Below are 14207 nucleotides of genomic sequence, written 5' to 3' on the forward strand. Positions count from 1 at the left end.
CGTACGAGACGTCGCTCGTCCCCCTGACGGAAACCAGCGTATGCGCTGGCGCTACGGTGTGCGGGGGGCTGTGGATAACTTTGAGGAGCGCCCGGAATGCCGCACACCGCTGTCCTGCTCGCCGCCGTGTCCGAGGACCAGGGGCCGGGCGACACCCTTCGCATCGTCCTGCTCGTCTCGCTCGTCGGAGCAGCCCTGCTTGCCTGGTTCCTGCTGCGCGGATACCGCAACGACGACGACAACGACTGAGTCGGCGTGAGCGTGCCCGGGGCGCCCGCATACGATGTGCGCGACGTCTCCCTCTTCGATTCCCGATGGATAGGTCCCGCAGAAGATGAGCCTCTCGAGCACCGCACACCAGCTGGTCACCCTCGCCTCCGAAGGCGAGCAGGGTGGTAACCACGAAAGCCTCAGCCCCTATGTCACCGGTGGTGGCGCGTTCATCGCGCTGCTGCTCCTCCTCTGGATCACCACCCGGTTCAACCGGGACCGCTGAGGCAGAGGCGAACGGCTGTACCAGTAGGGTCTGCACGCATGGGAGAGCAGGAAGTGCCTACCGGCCGCGCCAAGCGCCGTCTCGGCGTGATGGGCGGGACGTTCGACCCGATCCATCACGGACATCTGGTGGCGGCCAGCGAGGTGGCCGCCCACTTCCACCTCGACGAAGTCGTCTTCGTCCCGACCGGGCAGCCCTGGCAGAAGAGCCACAAGCAGGTCTCCCCCGCCGAGGACCGCTATCTGATGACCGTCATCGCGACGGCGTCCAACCCGCAGTTCTCGGTCAGCCGCAGTGACATCGACCGGGGCGGCCCGACGTACACGATCGACACGCTGCGGGACCTCCGGGCGGTCCACGGCGACGCGGACCTCTTCTTCATCACCGGCGCCGACGCCCTGTCACAGATCCTGACCTGGCGCGACGCCGAGGAGCTGTTCTCCCTCTCCCACTTCATCGGTGTGACCCGGCCCGGTCATCTGCTGACGGACGACGGGCTGCCCGAGGGCGGGGTCTCGCTGGTCGAGGTGCCCGCCCTGGCGATCTCGTCCACGGACTGCCGCGCCAGGGTCGCCGAGGGCGAGCCGGTCTGGTACCTCGTGCCCGACGGGGTCGTCCGCTACATCGACAAGCGCCAGCTGTACCGCGGCGAATGAGCCACGGAAAGGGGCACCTGTGAACGACCGACAGAACCCGTACGACCCGTACCAGCAGCCGCAGATCATCGGCTACGACGCGTACGGGCAGCCGGTCTACCAGCAGCAGGGCCAGCAGAGCTACGACCCGTACGCCCAGCAGAACCAGCAGTCGCAGCAGCCCTACCCGACGCACCAGGACGGCAGCACGCAGCAGGACGGGCAGGCGCAGCACGGATACGGCTACGACCCGTACGCCGGCACACAGCAGCAGTACGACCCGTACCAGGCGCAGCAGGACCAGCAGACCCAGCAGCAGGGGTACGGCTACGGCGCCGGTTACGGCACCTACGACCCCTACGGCCAGGACACGGGCACCATGTCCCCGGTGGGCGACTCCACCCAGCAGTGGAACGCCCCCCAGGCACCTGTAGCTCCGCCCGCAGCGCCCCCGGTGCCGGAGCCGCGGAGCGAACCCGTGCCCCCGGCCGACCCGGCCGTCCCCGGTCAGCGCCGCGCCGACCGCGACTACCGAACCGAGCAGTTCTCCTTCATCGAGGAGCCCGACGAGGACTCCGAAGACGTCATCGACTGGCTGAAGTTCACCGAGAGTCGCAGCGAGCGCCGCGAGGAGGCGCGCCGGCGTGGGCACAACCGGATGGTCGCGCTCATAGTCGTCGTCGTTCTGGTCGTCGTGGGTGGAGCGGGATACCTCTGGTTCGCCGGGAAGATCCCCGGAGTCTCGGGTCAGGACGAGCAGAGCGCCGCCGCGGTGGGGCCGCAGAAGCGGGACGTGATCGTCGTCCACCTGCACAACACCAAGAAGGGCGGCACCTCCACGGCGCTGCTCGTCGACAACGTCACCACCAAGCAGGGCACGACCGTCCTCCTCCCGAACTCGCTGGCGGTGGCCGCGGACGACGGATCCACCACCACCCTCGGCAAGTCGGTCGACGACGACGGGTCCGCCGGTACACGCGAGTCGATCGACACGCTGCTCGGCACCAGCATCAGCGGTACCTGGCGGCTGGACACGCCCTACCTCGAGAACCTCGTCGAGCTCGTGGGCAACATCGAGGTCGACACCGACACCGACGTACCCGACTCCAAGAAGGGCGCCGCGCCTCTCGTGAACAAGGGGGAGGCGCAGACCCTGAGCGGCCCGATGGCCGTCGCCTACGCCACCTACCAGGGCGCCGGCGAACCCCAGACCAAGCAGCTGATGCGCTTCGGCCAGGTCATGCGCGGCGTACTGCGCAAGCTCTCGGAGGACCCCAAGGGCGCAACCGTCACCATCGAGACCCTCGCGCAGATCCTGGACCCGTCCCTGCCGGAGCAGGACCTGGGGGCCTCGCTCGCGAAACTCGCCGGGCACGCCAAGGTGGGGGACTACAAGACGGAACTGCTCCCGGTGCAGAGCGACGGGACGCTGACCGACCAGGCGACCGAGAGCGTCGTGAAGGACGTCCTGGGAGGCAGGGTCAAGGCCCCGGACCAGGACGCGGCGGTGCGCGTCGGCATCAGGAACGCGACCGGGAACACGAAGGGCACGGAGTACGCCAGGGTCCAGCTGGTCAACGGCGGCTACGCCTTCGTCGACAGCGGCAAGGCGGACACCGTCGCGTCGTCCCAGGTGGTCTACGCGGCCGCGGAGGACAAGGCGAAGGCGGTCGAGGTCGCCAAGACGCTCGGCCTGCCGGAGAGTGCCGTGAAGAAGGGCGATCCAGCCGCCAACGCGGACATCTCCGTCGCGCTCGGGCAGGACTACAAGATCCCCGAGCCGACGTCGTGAGGGCTGTCGGCGGTCCGTGAGACCCTAGAGGTCGAATCCGACCGCCGACGAAAGCCTGCATGTGACCGCCACCGACCGCTCCATCGAGCTCATCAGCGCCGCCGCCCAGGCGGCGGCCGACCGGCTCGCGCACGACATCATCGCCTACGACGTCAGCGAAGTGCTGTCGATCACCGACGCCTTCCTGCTGGCCTCGGCTCCCAACGACCGCCAGGTCAAGTCGATCGTCGACGAGATCGAGGAGCGGCTGCTGAAGGAGCTCGGCGCCAAGCCGGTGCGCCGTGAGGGCGACCGTGACGCCCGCTGGATCCTCCTCGACTACGTCGACATCGTCATCCACGTCCAGCACAGCGAGGAGCGTGTGTTCTACGCGCTCGAGCGCCTGTGGAAGGACTGCCCCGAGATCGCCCTCCCCGAGGACGCCGTCAGGACCCGGGGCAAGGCCGAGGAGCACGCCCAGCTCAACGGCGGTACGGAAGGTGAGCAGAGCTGAACGGCAGCAGCCGCGGCAGGGGCCGCAGGATCGTCCTCTGGCGCCACGGTCAGACGGCGTGGAATCTCGAACGCCGCTTCCAGGGCTCCACGGACATCGACCTGACGGAGACCGGTGTCGGTCAGGCGCGCCGTGCGGCACGGCTGCTCGCCTCGCTGCAGCCGGACGCCATCGTGGCGTCCGACCTGCGGCGGGCAACGGCCACGGCCGCCGAGCTCGCCTCGGTCACCGGCCTTGCCGTCTCCCACGACTCCGCACTGCGTGAGACGTACGCGGGCGCCTGGCAGGGCCTCACGCACGAGGAGATCGTCGAGCAGTACGGCGAGCAGTACGCCGCGTGGAAGCGTGGCGAACCCGTCCGACGGGGAGGTGGCGAGCTGGAGACCGAGGTCGCCGACCGTGCCGCCCCGGTCGTACTGGAGCACGCGGGGAAGCTCCCCGACGCCGGCACGCTCGTCGTCGTGAGCCACGGCGGCACCATCCGTACGACCATCGGCCGCCTGCTCGGACTCGAAGCGCACCACTGGGAGGGCCTCGGCGGCCTCTCCAACTGCTGCTGGTCCGTACTGGGCGAAGGCGCGCGTGGCTGGCGCCTTCTCGAGCACAACGCGGGGACGCTGCCCGAACCCGTGCTCGGCGACGACGACTGAGAGCTGCTCCGCTGCGGCGCGGCGGACAGCGCGGGCGCGGTGCTCCGACCGGAGGGCGCTCCCGCGAAGTCGCTGCCCAGCGGCCTGGTGAGGGCGCTGGGGGCCGGATTTCACTTTCCGGCTCGTCGCAGGCTAAAGTTCTTCTTGTTCGCAGCGCGGAAACGCGGTGAAAGTGAACAGCGGGGCTATAGCTCAGTTGGTAGAGCGCCTGCATGGCATGCAGGAGGTCAGGAGTTCAATTCTCCTTAGCTCCACAGTGAAGATCCCGTCCCCAGTAGGGGGCGGGATCTTTTTTCGGCCGATGTGGCACGCTCGTGCGCCGGCTCGCGCCGTGCGCGCCCCAACTGCCCCGGACTGCCTGGGACAAGGGCCGACAGGGCGTTCCCAGGGCTCCGTCGCAGGTCCGGCGGTCGGCCGCGCCCCCTTCATTCAGGACGGCGGCGGGCGCTGCGACGCTGATCGGGCTGACCCCCTTGCGGGCTCATGGCAGAATCGGAGCGCCGGAGGGGGCGACGGACCGATCGGGAGGGAGCGCGATGCCTGCGAGCCGCGTCAGGGCCCCGGGCCCGCCTCTTGACCCCGCCGCATCCCCTTGCCTCCGCGTCCCCCACCCTTCCGCCGCGTCTCCCTGCCCCCACGCCGCCGCCTGCCGCTGCCCGCGGAGCTGACCGGATGGGTGCACACAGGCGGAAATGCGACTGGTGCGGCAGCGGTACGCCCATCGTCCGGGACATGGACCCCGTCAACGCCGAGTTCCAGTACTGGTGCGAGGAATGCGCACGGGCGCTGATCATAAAAGGCGACCCCATCGAGACCTACCGGGAACTCGAGGGGGAGCCGATCTACGGCCGGCTCCTGGAGGAGCACTGCACCCTCAAGAGGTTCTATTCGTTCGCCACCGCGTGAGCGGCCTTCCCGGGGCCGCGGCAACCGCTGGTCAAGAGCCCGAGAAACGGACATAGCGGTGCAAAGTGGAATCGATTTTTGATGGGCCCCGGAGACCGTGTAATGTTCTCGATGTCGCCAGGGAAACCGGGCGGCAAACAGCACGGGGCTATAGCTCAGTTGGTAGAGCGCCTGCATGGCATGCAGGAGGTCAGGAGTTCAATTCTCCTTAGCTCCACAGTGAGGAAGCGGGTCATCCGAATCGGATGACCCGCTTCTTCGTGTTCCCGCCCCGTCAGGCGTGAGGTGCCGGAGTGCGGTGGGGATCAGCCGCGCCCGCTGCCGAGTGCCCGGCGTCCGGCGTCGGGCAGGGCGGGGCGCTCCGCAGGGGTCGCTTCCATGCGCAGGGCGAGAGCGGGACACCGGCGTACGGCCCGTTGGGCGCGCCCGCGCAGATGCGTCGGAACGGCGGCGTCGGCGAGCACCGGGTAGCCGTCGGGGCCGAGTCCGATCAGCTCGGGCGCGATGTCGGCGCAGAGACCGTGCCCGCGGCACAGCGTCCAGTCCACCGCCAGCCTCTCGCCGCTCGGGACGGACTCCTCCCGGTGATCGTGCCCGGGAGCGGGCAGGGGGAGGACGCCCAGCGTCTCCCGCCCGCACCCTCCGCCCAGGACGTGCGCCGCGAGGTCGTCGGTGAACGCCGAAAGGGTCGATGCGAGGAAGCGGGCGGATCCGTCCGGGTGCTTGCAGGCTCCCCGTCCTTTCACGGCCCGGGTCACTTCGCGTAGGGCTTCCAAGGCGGCGGGACCACCTCCGTGCATCACGTCCGAGAGGCCGCCGGCGGCGGCCGGCAGACCGAGTCTGCACGGCCCGCACTGGCCCGCGGTCTCCGCGGCCAGCCAGTTCGCGATCCTCAGCGACTCGCCGATCGCACAGGTCTCGGGCCCGATCGGCAGGATCGCGCCGGCACCCAGCGCGCCGCCCACCGCCGCCAGGGACGCTCTGGAGACCATGGCGTCGTGCGCGGCGTCGGAGTCGATCCAGTTGCCGTGATAGCCGCCGGTGAGCACCCCCTGGGGTGCGGGTGGGGCGCCGGCCAGCTGCAGGACGTACCGCAGCGGCACCCCTGTGGGCACCTCGATGACCATCGGACGTGCCACCGATCCCGAGACGGTCAGCAGGACCGTGCCAGGCTCGTCGGACAGCCCGCTGTGGCCGTAGCGCCCGGGGCCGAGCCGCGCCGCGACGGCGAGCTGTGCGAACGTCTCCGCGTTCGACAGCAGGGTGGGGGCGCCCGCGACGCCCGACTCCGCGGCGCGTTCGCGGCGTCCCGGAGGCAGAGCGGGCCCGCCGTTCGCCGCCCTGATGACCGCGGAGGCCTCTCCGGAGACCATGCGCTCCGGTGTGCGTACCACCCGGACGCGCAGATGCTGCCCGCGACGCTCGGAGAGCCCGCGCTCCCCGAGGGCCTCGCGGACGGAGATCTCCGTCGAATTGCGGGTGACGGCCACGACCAGCGTCCGTGCGCCGAGGGCCTCGGCGGCGAGCAGGGCGCCGTCGAGGACGAGATGGGGGGCGCGGTTGAGCAGCACGGTGTCCTTGCGGCACGCCGGTTCGCCCTCGCTGCCGTTGATCACCACCACGGGACGCACGCCGCGCCGCATCGCAGCCGTCGCGACGGCTCGCAGCTTCCTGCCGAAGGGGAAACCCGCGCCTCCCCGGCCGCGCAGCGAGACGGCCTCCGCCACTTCGGCGAGCCGCTCGCCGCTCATCGGGTCCAGCGGCCCGTGCACCTTCAGGTGCATGGCCAGGTCGAGGCGTTCCACCAGGTCGAAACCGCTGGTCAGCTGGGGGAGCCCGACGACGCGGACCTCGGGTACGTCGGGGAGGGGGACGTTCATGGCCGCTCTCCTGCCGGTGCGTTCCAGGGTTCGCCCGCCAGAGGCGGGTAGAGCGGCCCAGGAGGCCGTGAGCCCTGCCGGCCGGGGCTCCGGGAGGGCTGTGTGTGCGGGGCCCGGGCGGGGTCGAGCACCGGCGAGGGCGGTGCGGGGGCTGGGCTGGGCCGTTGTTCTCCGGTGTCCGGGGGGCGGACGGGCGGACCGGCGTGGGTGACGGCCCGGTAGGCGGCCGAGAAGCCTGTCCGCAGGTCCGTGGACGGTGGCGGGCCGGGAGGACGGGCCGGAGGGTCGAATCGGTGCGACGGCGGGCCGGGAGCTCGGGACGGCAGGTCGAATCCCTGGGGTGGCGAACCGTACGGAGGGGATCCGTTTCCCTGGGGTTCGTACGCGGCTTCCCGGGGTTCGTACGCGACGGCGGCCGGTTGTCCGGGCGCGGCCAGCGTCCGCGGCCGGACCGGGGTGCCGACGCGTACGCCGTGGTCGTCGCCCCAGCCGGGCGCCTCGGCCGGCAGGCCCTGGCGCGGCTGCGGGGCGTAGGCAGGCTCGGGGGGCACCGAGGAGCGTATGACCGGGTCGGGGGTCGCCGGGCCCGCCCGGCCACCGGCCAGGTCCGTGACGAGGCGCTTCGCCGGACCTGGGAGCAGACGTAGTACGAGCGCGGCGGCGACCGCCGCCAGGCAGAGCATGTACATCACGACGACCCAGGTCGCGGGCTGTCTGCCCGCGTACAGTCCGTGCACCAGCGCCGCGCACCACGCCGGATAGGCAAGGGCGTGCAGCGCGCGCCAGCGCCCGGCGATCCTGCCGGGCGCCGCGAAGGCGCTGCGCAGGGCGCCCGTCGCCGCTGTGACGATCATCAGGAGCCCGGCGAGCGAGCCGAAGCCGATCAGACCCGCCGCACCGCTCACGCCCGTGCCGAACGGTACGAGCGCGCCGAGCACACCGATGTGCCCCAGGGCCACCTTGACCGTGCCGTGCAGGAGGAGGAAGCCGAGCGAGGTGACGGCGGCGGCGCGGTGCACGCCCTGGCAGACCAGCCGCTGACGGGTCGAGAGGAACATCCGGTCGGTGGCCAGCAGGCCCCAGGCGACCGACGCGGTGAGCGAGACCAGGGTCAGTACACCGGTGGTGAAGTCGAGCGCGTCGCGCAGACCGTCGCTCCCGGCCACTGCGAGCAGGGGGAGGAGGATCAGCGCCGCCACGGTCAGCCCGCCTTGTGCGGAACGGCTCATTCTCTGACCGTGGTTCAGGGCGGGGGAAGAACGGATCCTGCGGTGAGGGTTCATGGGGGCGACTCCGAATGGCTCGGCAAAGCGGTCCCGTTGCCGCATGCTAGGTCGCGCTCTACCGGCCGGTACGGGGTTTGAACGGTTGCCCCGGTAGGGGCCGGTACGCGGAGTAACCTCCGGAGCGTGTGGGTCCTGTGGAACATTCGCGCGGCCCGTGTGCCCGCGGAGCCCGCGGCGGCCGGACTCGTCGGCGTCGCCCGTCGCACATCTGCCGGGCCGGGCGCCGAGGCCGTGCGGTACCCTGACGCCATGCGTGCCGTACGCCTTCTGCTTAGCGAGCCGCGCTGATCATTCCCGACCGGTGAGAATGCCTGGTCGGACTCGGCGCGGCGTCCCCTCCTGTGCGAGGGGATTTTTCGTTTCCGTGGACGTGTGTCCGTGGACGTGGGTGCCGGCAGATGACGATCGATGGAGCTTTGAGGATCATGAGCGAGACGAACACCGCGGCCGAGGTGGCCGCGCCGCACCGCTATACGGCAGCGATGGCCGCCGACATCGAGGCACGCTGGCAGGACTTCTGGGACGCCGAGGGGACCTACGAGGCGCCCAACCCGAGCGGAGACCTGGCGGACGGCACGGAGTCGGCCGCCAGGCCCAAGAAGTTCATCATGGACATGTTCCCGTACCCCTCGGGTGCCGGTCTGCACGTCGGGCACCCGCTGGGTTACATCGCCACCGACGTCTACGCCCGCCACCAGCGGATGACAGGGCACAACGTCCTGCACACCCTGGGCTTCGACGCCTTCGGCCTGCCGGCCGAGCAGTACGCCGTGCAGACGGGCACCCACCCGCGCGCCTCCACCGAGGCGAACATGGAGAACATGAAGGCCCAGCTGCGCCGCCTGGGTCTGGGGCATGACAAGCGCCGCTCCTTCGCGACGATCGACGCGGACTACTACCGGTGGACCCAGTGGATCTTCCTGCAGATCTTCAACTCCTGGTACGACTCCGAGGCCGACCGCGCCCGGCCGATCGCCGAGCTGGTGGACCAGTTCGAGAGTGGTGAGCGCCGCCTGCCCGACGGCCGCGAGTGGAGCGGGCTGAGCGCCGCGGACCGCGCCGACGTCCTGGGGGAGTACCGCCTGGCGTACGCCTCGGACGCGCCCGTCAACTGGTCGCCCGGGCTGGGCACCGTACTGGCCAACGAGGAGGTGACGGCGGACGGCCGCTCCGAGCGCGGCAACTTCCCCGTCTTCAAGGCCAAGCTGCGCCAGTGGAACATGCGGATCACCGCCTACGCGGACCGGCTGCTGAACGACCTGGACGGGCTGGACTGGCCCGAGGCGATCAAGCTGCAGCAGCGCAACTGGATCGGTCGCTCCGAAGGCGCGCGCGTCGACTTCCCCGTCGACGGAGCCGGGGACGTCACCGTCTTCACCACCCGCCAGGACACGCTGTTCGGTGCCACCTACATGGTGCTGGCGCCCGAGCACGAGCTGGTCGAGCGGATCATCCCCGCCGCCTGGCCCGACGGCACCCACCCGGTGTGGACCGGGGGCCACTCGAACCCGGCGGAAGCGGTCACCGCCTACCGCAAGCAGGCGGCCGCCAAGTCCGACGTGGAGCGCCAGGCGGAGGCCAAGGACAAGACCGGCGTCTTCACCGGCGCGTACGCGACCAACCCCGTCAGCGGCGAGAAGGTCCCCGTCTTCATCGCCGACTACGTCCTGATGGGCTACGGCACCGGCGCGATCATGGCCGTACCGGCGCATGACGCGCGCGACTTCGCCTTCGCGCGCGCCTTCGAGCTGCCGATGCGCTGTGTCGTCGAGCCGTCGGACGAGCGCGGCCTGGACCCGTCGGCGTGGGAGGACGCGTTCGCCTCGTACGAGGCGAAGCTGGTCAACTCCGCCAACGACGCGATCTCGCTGGACGGCCTGGGCGTCGTCGAGGCCAAGGCGCGGATCACCGAGTGGCTGCAGGAGCGCGGCGTCGGTGAGGGAACCGTCAACTTCCGGCTGCGCGACTGGCTGTTCAGCCGCCAGCGGTACTGGGGCGAGCCCTTCCCGATCGTGTACGACGAGGAGGGCATCGCCCACGCGCTGCCCGAGTCGATGCTGCCGCTGGAACTGCCGGAGGTCGACGACTACTCGCCGCGCACCTTCGACCCGGACGACGCCGACACCCAGCCGGAGACCCCGCTGTCCCGGAACGCCGACTGGGTGAACGTCACCCTGGACCTGGGAGACGGCTCCGGCCCGCGCAAGTACCGCCGTGAGACCAACACCATGCCCAACTGGGCCGGTTCCTGCTGGTACGAGCTGCGTTACCTGGACCCGAACAACGACCAGCGTCTGGTCGACCCGGCGGTCGAGCAGTACTGGATGGGACCGCGTGAGGGGCAGCCCACCGGCGGTGTCGACCTGTACGTCGGCGGCGCCGAGCACGCGGTGCTGCACCTGCTGTACGCCCGCTTCTGGTCGAAGGTGCTGCACGACCTGGGGCACATCTCGTCGTCGGAGCCGTTCCACAAGCTGTACAACCAGGGCATGATCCAGGCCTTCGTCTACCGGGACAGCCGCGGTATCGCGGTCCCGGCCGCCGAGGTCGAGGAGCGCGACGGTGCCTTCTACCACGGTGACGAGAAGGTCAGCCGTGTCCTGGGCAAGATGGGCAAGTCGCTGAAGAACGCGGTGACGCCCGACGAGATCTGCGGCGAGTACGGTGCGGACACCCTGCGGCTGTACGAGATGGCCATGGGGCCGCTGGACGTGTCCCGGCCGTGGGACACACGCGCGGTGGTCGGCCAGTACCGGCTGCTGCAGAGGCTGTGGCGCAACATCGTCGACGAGGAGACCGGTGAGGTCACCGTCGTGGACACGGAGCCCGGCGAGGACACGCTGAGGGCCCTGCACAAGGCCATCGACGGGGTCGGCCAGGACATGGCGGGCATGCGGTTCAACACGGCCATCGCCAAGGTCACCGAGCTGAACAACCACCTGACCAAGGCCGGCGGCCCGCTGCCGCGCTCCGTGGCCGAGCGACTGGTGCTCCTGATCGCCCCTCTGGCGCCGCACGTGGCCGAGGAGCTGTGGCGCCGGCTGGGCCACACCGAGTCCGTGGTCCACCAGGACTTCCCGGTCGCCGACCCGGCCTTCGTCGTGGACGAGACCGTGACCTGCGTGGTCCAGGTCAAGGGCAAGGTGCGGGCGCGCCTGGAGATCTCCCCGTCGATCTCGGACGAGGAACTGGAAGCACTGGCACTGGCCGACGAGAACGTCGTCGCCGCGCTGGGCGGGGCCGGAATCCGCAAGGTGATCGTGCGGGCGCCGAAGCTCGTCAACATCGTCCCGGCCTGACGCAGGCTCCCGGGGCGCCCCGAGCGGGCGCCCCGGGGATCTTCCCCCTGATCCAGGCTTCCCCCTGGTCCTGGGGCTTCCCTCCCTGATCGCAGGGCTTTCCCTCTGATCCCAGGGCTTTCCCCTACGGGCAGGTTGGGGGTTCTGATGGAACCCCCGGCCTGCCCGTTCCGTTTACGGTAGTAGGGGACGGCTGCACACCGGCCGCCGATCCGACGACCGAGGGGCGTTCATGGAAGCCGTGATCCTGATCCTGACGCTGCTGTTCGTCGCGTTCATCGCGCTCGGGGTGTACGCGGGGGTGAGGACGGTGCGCGCGGCCAAGCGCGGCGTGGACCGGACGATCACACAGGCCCGCCGTTCGGTGGAGGACACCGCCCTGCGGGCCAAGAGCTACGGCCAGCCCGGCGTCCCGGGCGAGCTCGCACATCTGAGGCTCGCACTGCGTACCTCGATGCGCGCCACCCAGGAGGCGTTGCACGCCGGGGCGGCGGAGGACGCCTCGCTCTCGGAGTCCCTGGGGCTCTTCCAGCGGCTGAGCGCCCACGCCCGGGAGCTGGACGACGACCTCAAGCGGCTGGAGCGCGAACCGGACCGCGCGACGGTGGCGACCTTGCTGCCCGGTCTCAAGGAGCGTACGGAGCGCATCACGCACTCGGCGGAATCGCTGCGCTGGGCGGCGCGTGACCGTGCCAGGCAGTTCGCCGACGACGACCTGGCCGCACTGAACGCGCAGATCGACGTGGAGGCCGGGGCTCTGCGCCACTGGACGACCGACGAGACGACGCCCTCGCGCGGCGAGCCTGCCGGGCAGCGCCGGAGCGGAGCGGACGCCGAACAGCCGCCGTCGCTCACCCCTCCCGACCCGCGACTCCACTCGGGATACCCCTGGCAGAAGTCGGCACGGCCGGAGACGACGAACTGACGACAGCGGCCAGGGCGGACGGATCCTCGCGAGGCGTGTGCGGTCCGATCCGATTCCGGAGTCCCGGTCCCGGTCCCGGTCCCGGCGTGACGAAGCAATCCGGATCCACCGGAAAGCAGGGGTGTCTGTTCGTGGATGTCCGGACAGGCTGAGGGTGTGCCCAAGTGTTTCGGCTCCGCGTCGCTGACGGACCGGAAATGATCAGTAGACCGGTCCCGGGCTGCCGTGTCCCCGCCCCGGGAGGTAACCTCCGGCTCATGTCCCGCCATGTCGCTATCGTCACCGATTCAACGGCCTACCTGCCGCCCCAGACGATGGAACGGCATGGCATCACCGCGGTGCCGTTGACCGTCGTCCTGGGGGACCAGGCCCTGGAGGAGGGCACGGAGATCTCGGCGCGGTCGCTGGCGCTCGCCCTGCAGAAGCGCCGGTCGGTGACTACTTCGCGGCCGAGCCCGGAGACCTTCGCGGCCACCTACCGGGCCGTGGCCGAGGCGGGTGCCGACGCGATCGTGTCGCTCCATCTGTCGGCCGAGATTTCCGGGACCTATGACGCCGCGGTGCTCGCCGCGAAGGACGCGCCTGTCCCGGTGAGGGTGGTCGACACCGGAATGGTCGCCATGGCCCTGGGGTTCTGCGCGCTCTCGGCGGCCGGGGCCGCCGAGGCCGGCGGAGGCATGGACGAGGCAGTGGCGGCGGCGGAGAAGCGAGCGGCGGGTACTGCCGCGTACTTCTACGTCGACACGCTGGACTATCTGCGCAGGGGAGGCCGTATCGGCGCCGCCCAGGCGCTTCTGGGTTCTGCGCTGGCGGTCAAACCGCTGCTCCAACTCGACGGCGGGCGGATCGAGATGCTGGAGAAGGTGCGCACTGCCTCGAAGGCGATCGCGCGTCTCGAGGAGATCGTCGCCGCTCGCGCGGGCACCGGCGCGGTGGACATCGCGGTTCATCACCTGGCGGCCCCGGACGGGGCCGAGCGGCTGGCGGAGCGGCTGCGGGGGCGTGTCCCGGGACTCGGCGAGCTGCACGTGAGCGAGGTGGGCGCGGTGATCGGTGCACACACCGGGCCGGGGCTGCTGGGAGCGGTGGTCTCGCCGCGCTGAATCACCCCTGAGGGTGACGAGGTTGTCCACAACTGGCCTGGTGTCCACAGAAATCGGAGCTGCTCAACGGGTTCGCGCAGATGTGTCTAGCGTCCTGAGGCATGACCTTCCCCTCGCTCCCCACATCGGGCCTCGTAGTCGTCAGGCGCGGCAGGACACCGGCTGACCGGCCGGGCGTGACAGGGCCTGCTGTGCCCTCGCAGCCCCGCCCGGTCGCTGACCCCGCCCACGGACCGGCCCGGCCCCGGTACGGTTCCGCCGGTCGCCCCGCGCACGCTGCCATGGACCCACCCGAGCCGGGGCCTGCGCACGGTGCCTCGCAGCGTGTGCGCCGCGGCAGTCCTGGTGGCGCCGCCCACTCCCGCCGACGACCGGGTGTAAGGCCCCAGGGGGCGGCCGGGACCGCGCCGGGGTCCGTCTCCAGCGCACGCCACAGGCGCGGGAGGGATGCGGGGCGCGGCGCCGCTGCCGGGATCGCGGCGGCTCAGCGGCTCCGGGCAGAGGCGCTGATGGGCGGTGAGCGGCCGGCGGCGCCCACGAAGGCCGCCACGGAGGCCGTCACGGGGGGCGCGGATGGCCGAACGGCGCCGGCTGCCCTGGCGGGTGGTTCCGCGGGCCCGGTGGCCGGGACCAGGCTCGGCCGTCCGGTGCCTTCCTGGGCCGCGTCCACAGAGACTCCGGCTCGACCGGCGACGCCCACGCTCCCTGGTGCTGGTGCTGGTGCTGGTGCGGGAGCCGTGGC

The 14207-nt window shown here is 71.0% G+C and carries 12 protein-coding genes and 2 tRNA genes; 12 read left to right on the top strand and 2 right to left on the bottom strand.

What is annotated here, in order from left to right; all coding sequences use genetic code 11:
* Positions 1–96 precede the first annotated feature (96 nt).
* The 9 genes from ACGFNN_RS02355 (at position 97) to ACGFNN_RS02395 (ending at position 5189) form a co-directional block, all read left to right on the top strand.
* A complete protein-coding gene (locus tag ACGFNN_RS02355) occupies positions 97–249 on the top strand; it encodes a hypothetical protein (protein ID WP_362549302.1) in 153 nt (50 codons plus the stop codon).
* Between the two features lie 85 nt (positions 250–334).
* The gene (locus ACGFNN_RS02360) at positions 335–496 is read left to right on the top strand and encodes a hypothetical protein (RefSeq protein ID WP_362549304.1); all 162 of its coding nucleotides are present in this window, start codon (positions 335–337) and stop codon (positions 494–496) included.
* 38 nt (positions 497–534) lie between these two features.
* Positions 535–1152 carry a nicotinate-nucleotide adenylyltransferase gene (nadD, locus tag ACGFNN_RS02365; protein ID WP_362549307.1) on the top strand — a complete coding sequence of 206 codons (618 nt, stop codon included), beginning with the start codon at positions 535–537 and terminating at the stop codon, positions 1150–1152.
* A 19-nt stretch (positions 1153–1171) separates the two neighbouring features.
* Entirely contained in the window at positions 1172–2923 is a 1752-nt protein-coding gene (locus ACGFNN_RS02370) for an LCP family protein (protein ID WP_393552063.1), read from the top strand.
* Between the two features lie 61 nt (positions 2924–2984).
* Entirely contained in the window at positions 2985–3416 is a 432-nt protein-coding gene (gene rsfS / locus ACGFNN_RS02375) for a ribosome silencing factor (protein ID WP_393552065.1), read from the top strand.
* Positions 3413–4066: a histidine phosphatase family protein gene (locus ACGFNN_RS02380; RefSeq protein ID WP_393552893.1), complete on the top strand. Its 654-nt coding sequence runs from the start codon at positions 3413–3415 to the stop codon at positions 4064–4066. The genes rsfS and ACGFNN_RS02380 overlap by 4 nt, the downstream gene beginning before the upstream one ends.
* Before the next feature lie 181 nt (positions 4067–4247).
* Positions 4248–4320: transfer RNA gene (locus tag ACGFNN_RS02385), tRNA-Ala, on the top strand.
* A gap of 418 nt (positions 4321–4738) precedes the next feature.
* Positions 4739–4972 carry a hypothetical protein gene (locus ACGFNN_RS02390; protein WP_033305681.1) on the top strand — a complete coding sequence of 78 codons (234 nt, stop codon included), beginning with the start codon at positions 4739–4741 and terminating at the stop codon, positions 4970–4972.
* 144 nt (positions 4973–5116) lie between these two features.
* Positions 5117–5189 (top strand) — tRNA-Ala (locus ACGFNN_RS02395).
* 88 nt (positions 5190–5277) lie between these two features.
* Here ACGFNN_RS02395 and ACGFNN_RS02400 read toward each other — a convergent pair.
* Both ACGFNN_RS02400 and ACGFNN_RS02405 read right to left on the bottom strand, forming a co-directional pair.
* Positions 5278–6852, bottom strand: a complete 1575-nt coding sequence (locus ACGFNN_RS02400; RefSeq protein WP_393552067.1) for an NADH-ubiquinone oxidoreductase-F iron-sulfur binding region domain-containing protein — start codon at positions 6850–6852, stop codon at positions 5278–5280.
* Positions 6849–8081 carry a hypothetical protein gene (locus ACGFNN_RS02405; protein WP_393552069.1) on the bottom strand — a complete coding sequence of 411 codons (1233 nt, stop codon included), beginning with the start codon at positions 8079–8081 and terminating at the stop codon, positions 6849–6851. Before ACGFNN_RS02405 ends, ACGFNN_RS02400 begins: the two co-directional genes overlap by 4 nt.
* A gap of 482 nt (positions 8082–8563) precedes the next feature.
* On the opposite strand from ACGFNN_RS02405, the gene leuS reads away from it, so the two are divergent.
* The 3 genes from leuS to ACGFNN_RS02420 all read left to right on the top strand — a co-directional run bounded on the left by leuS (position 8564) and on the right by ACGFNN_RS02420 (position 13465).
* The gene (gene leuS, locus ACGFNN_RS02410) at positions 8564–11437 is read left to right on the top strand and encodes a leucine--tRNA ligase (RefSeq protein WP_393552071.1); all 2874 of its coding nucleotides are present in this window, start codon (positions 8564–8566) and stop codon (positions 11435–11437) included.
* A 232-nt stretch (positions 11438–11669) separates the two neighbouring features.
* Positions 11670–12362, top strand: a complete 693-nt coding sequence (locus tag ACGFNN_RS02415; RefSeq protein ID WP_393552073.1) for a hypothetical protein — start codon at positions 11670–11672, stop codon at positions 12360–12362.
* A gap of 257 nt (positions 12363–12619) precedes the next feature.
* Entirely contained in the window at positions 12620–13465 is an 846-nt protein-coding gene (locus ACGFNN_RS02420; RefSeq protein ID WP_393552075.1) for a DegV family protein, read from the top strand.
* Positions 13466–14207: the final 742 nt, after the last annotated feature.

Source organism: Streptomyces sp. NPDC048590 (assembly GCF_043199535.1).
In the GTDB taxonomy this organism is placed as follows: Bacteria; Actinomycetota; Actinomycetes; order Streptomycetales; family Streptomycetaceae; genus Streptomyces.

Coding starts and splice junctions, on each gene's coding strand:
- ACGFNN_RS02405 (WP_393552069.1), bottom strand. CDS start 8,081: ATGAGCCGTTCCGCACAAGGCGGGCTGACCGTGGCGGCGCTGATCCTC.
- ACGFNN_RS02415 (WP_393552073.1), top strand. CDS start 11,670: ATGGAAGCCGTGATCCTGATCCTGACGCTGCTGTTCGTCGCGTTCATC.
- ACGFNN_RS02400 (WP_393552067.1), bottom strand. CDS start 6,852: ATGAACGTCCCCCTCCCCGACGTACCCGAGGTCCGCGTCGTCGGGCTC.
- ACGFNN_RS02420 (WP_393552075.1), top strand. CDS start 12,620: ATGTCCCGCCATGTCGCTATCGTCACCGATTCAACGGCCTACCTGCCG.
- ACGFNN_RS02390 (WP_033305681.1), top strand. CDS start 4,739: ATGGGTGCACACAGGCGGAAATGCGACTGGTGCGGCAGCGGTACGCCC.
- ACGFNN_RS02360 (WP_362549304.1), top strand. CDS start 335: ATGAGCCTCTCGAGCACCGCACACCAGCTGGTCACCCTCGCCTCCGAA.
- leuS (WP_393552071.1), top strand. CDS start 8,564: ATGAGCGAGACGAACACCGCGGCCGAGGTGGCCGCGCCGCACCGCTAT.
- ACGFNN_RS02355 (WP_362549302.1), top strand. CDS start 97: ATGCCGCACACCGCTGTCCTGCTCGCCGCCGTGTCCGAGGACCAGGGG.
- nadD (WP_362549307.1), top strand. CDS start 535: ATGGGAGAGCAGGAAGTGCCTACCGGCCGCGCCAAGCGCCGTCTCGGC.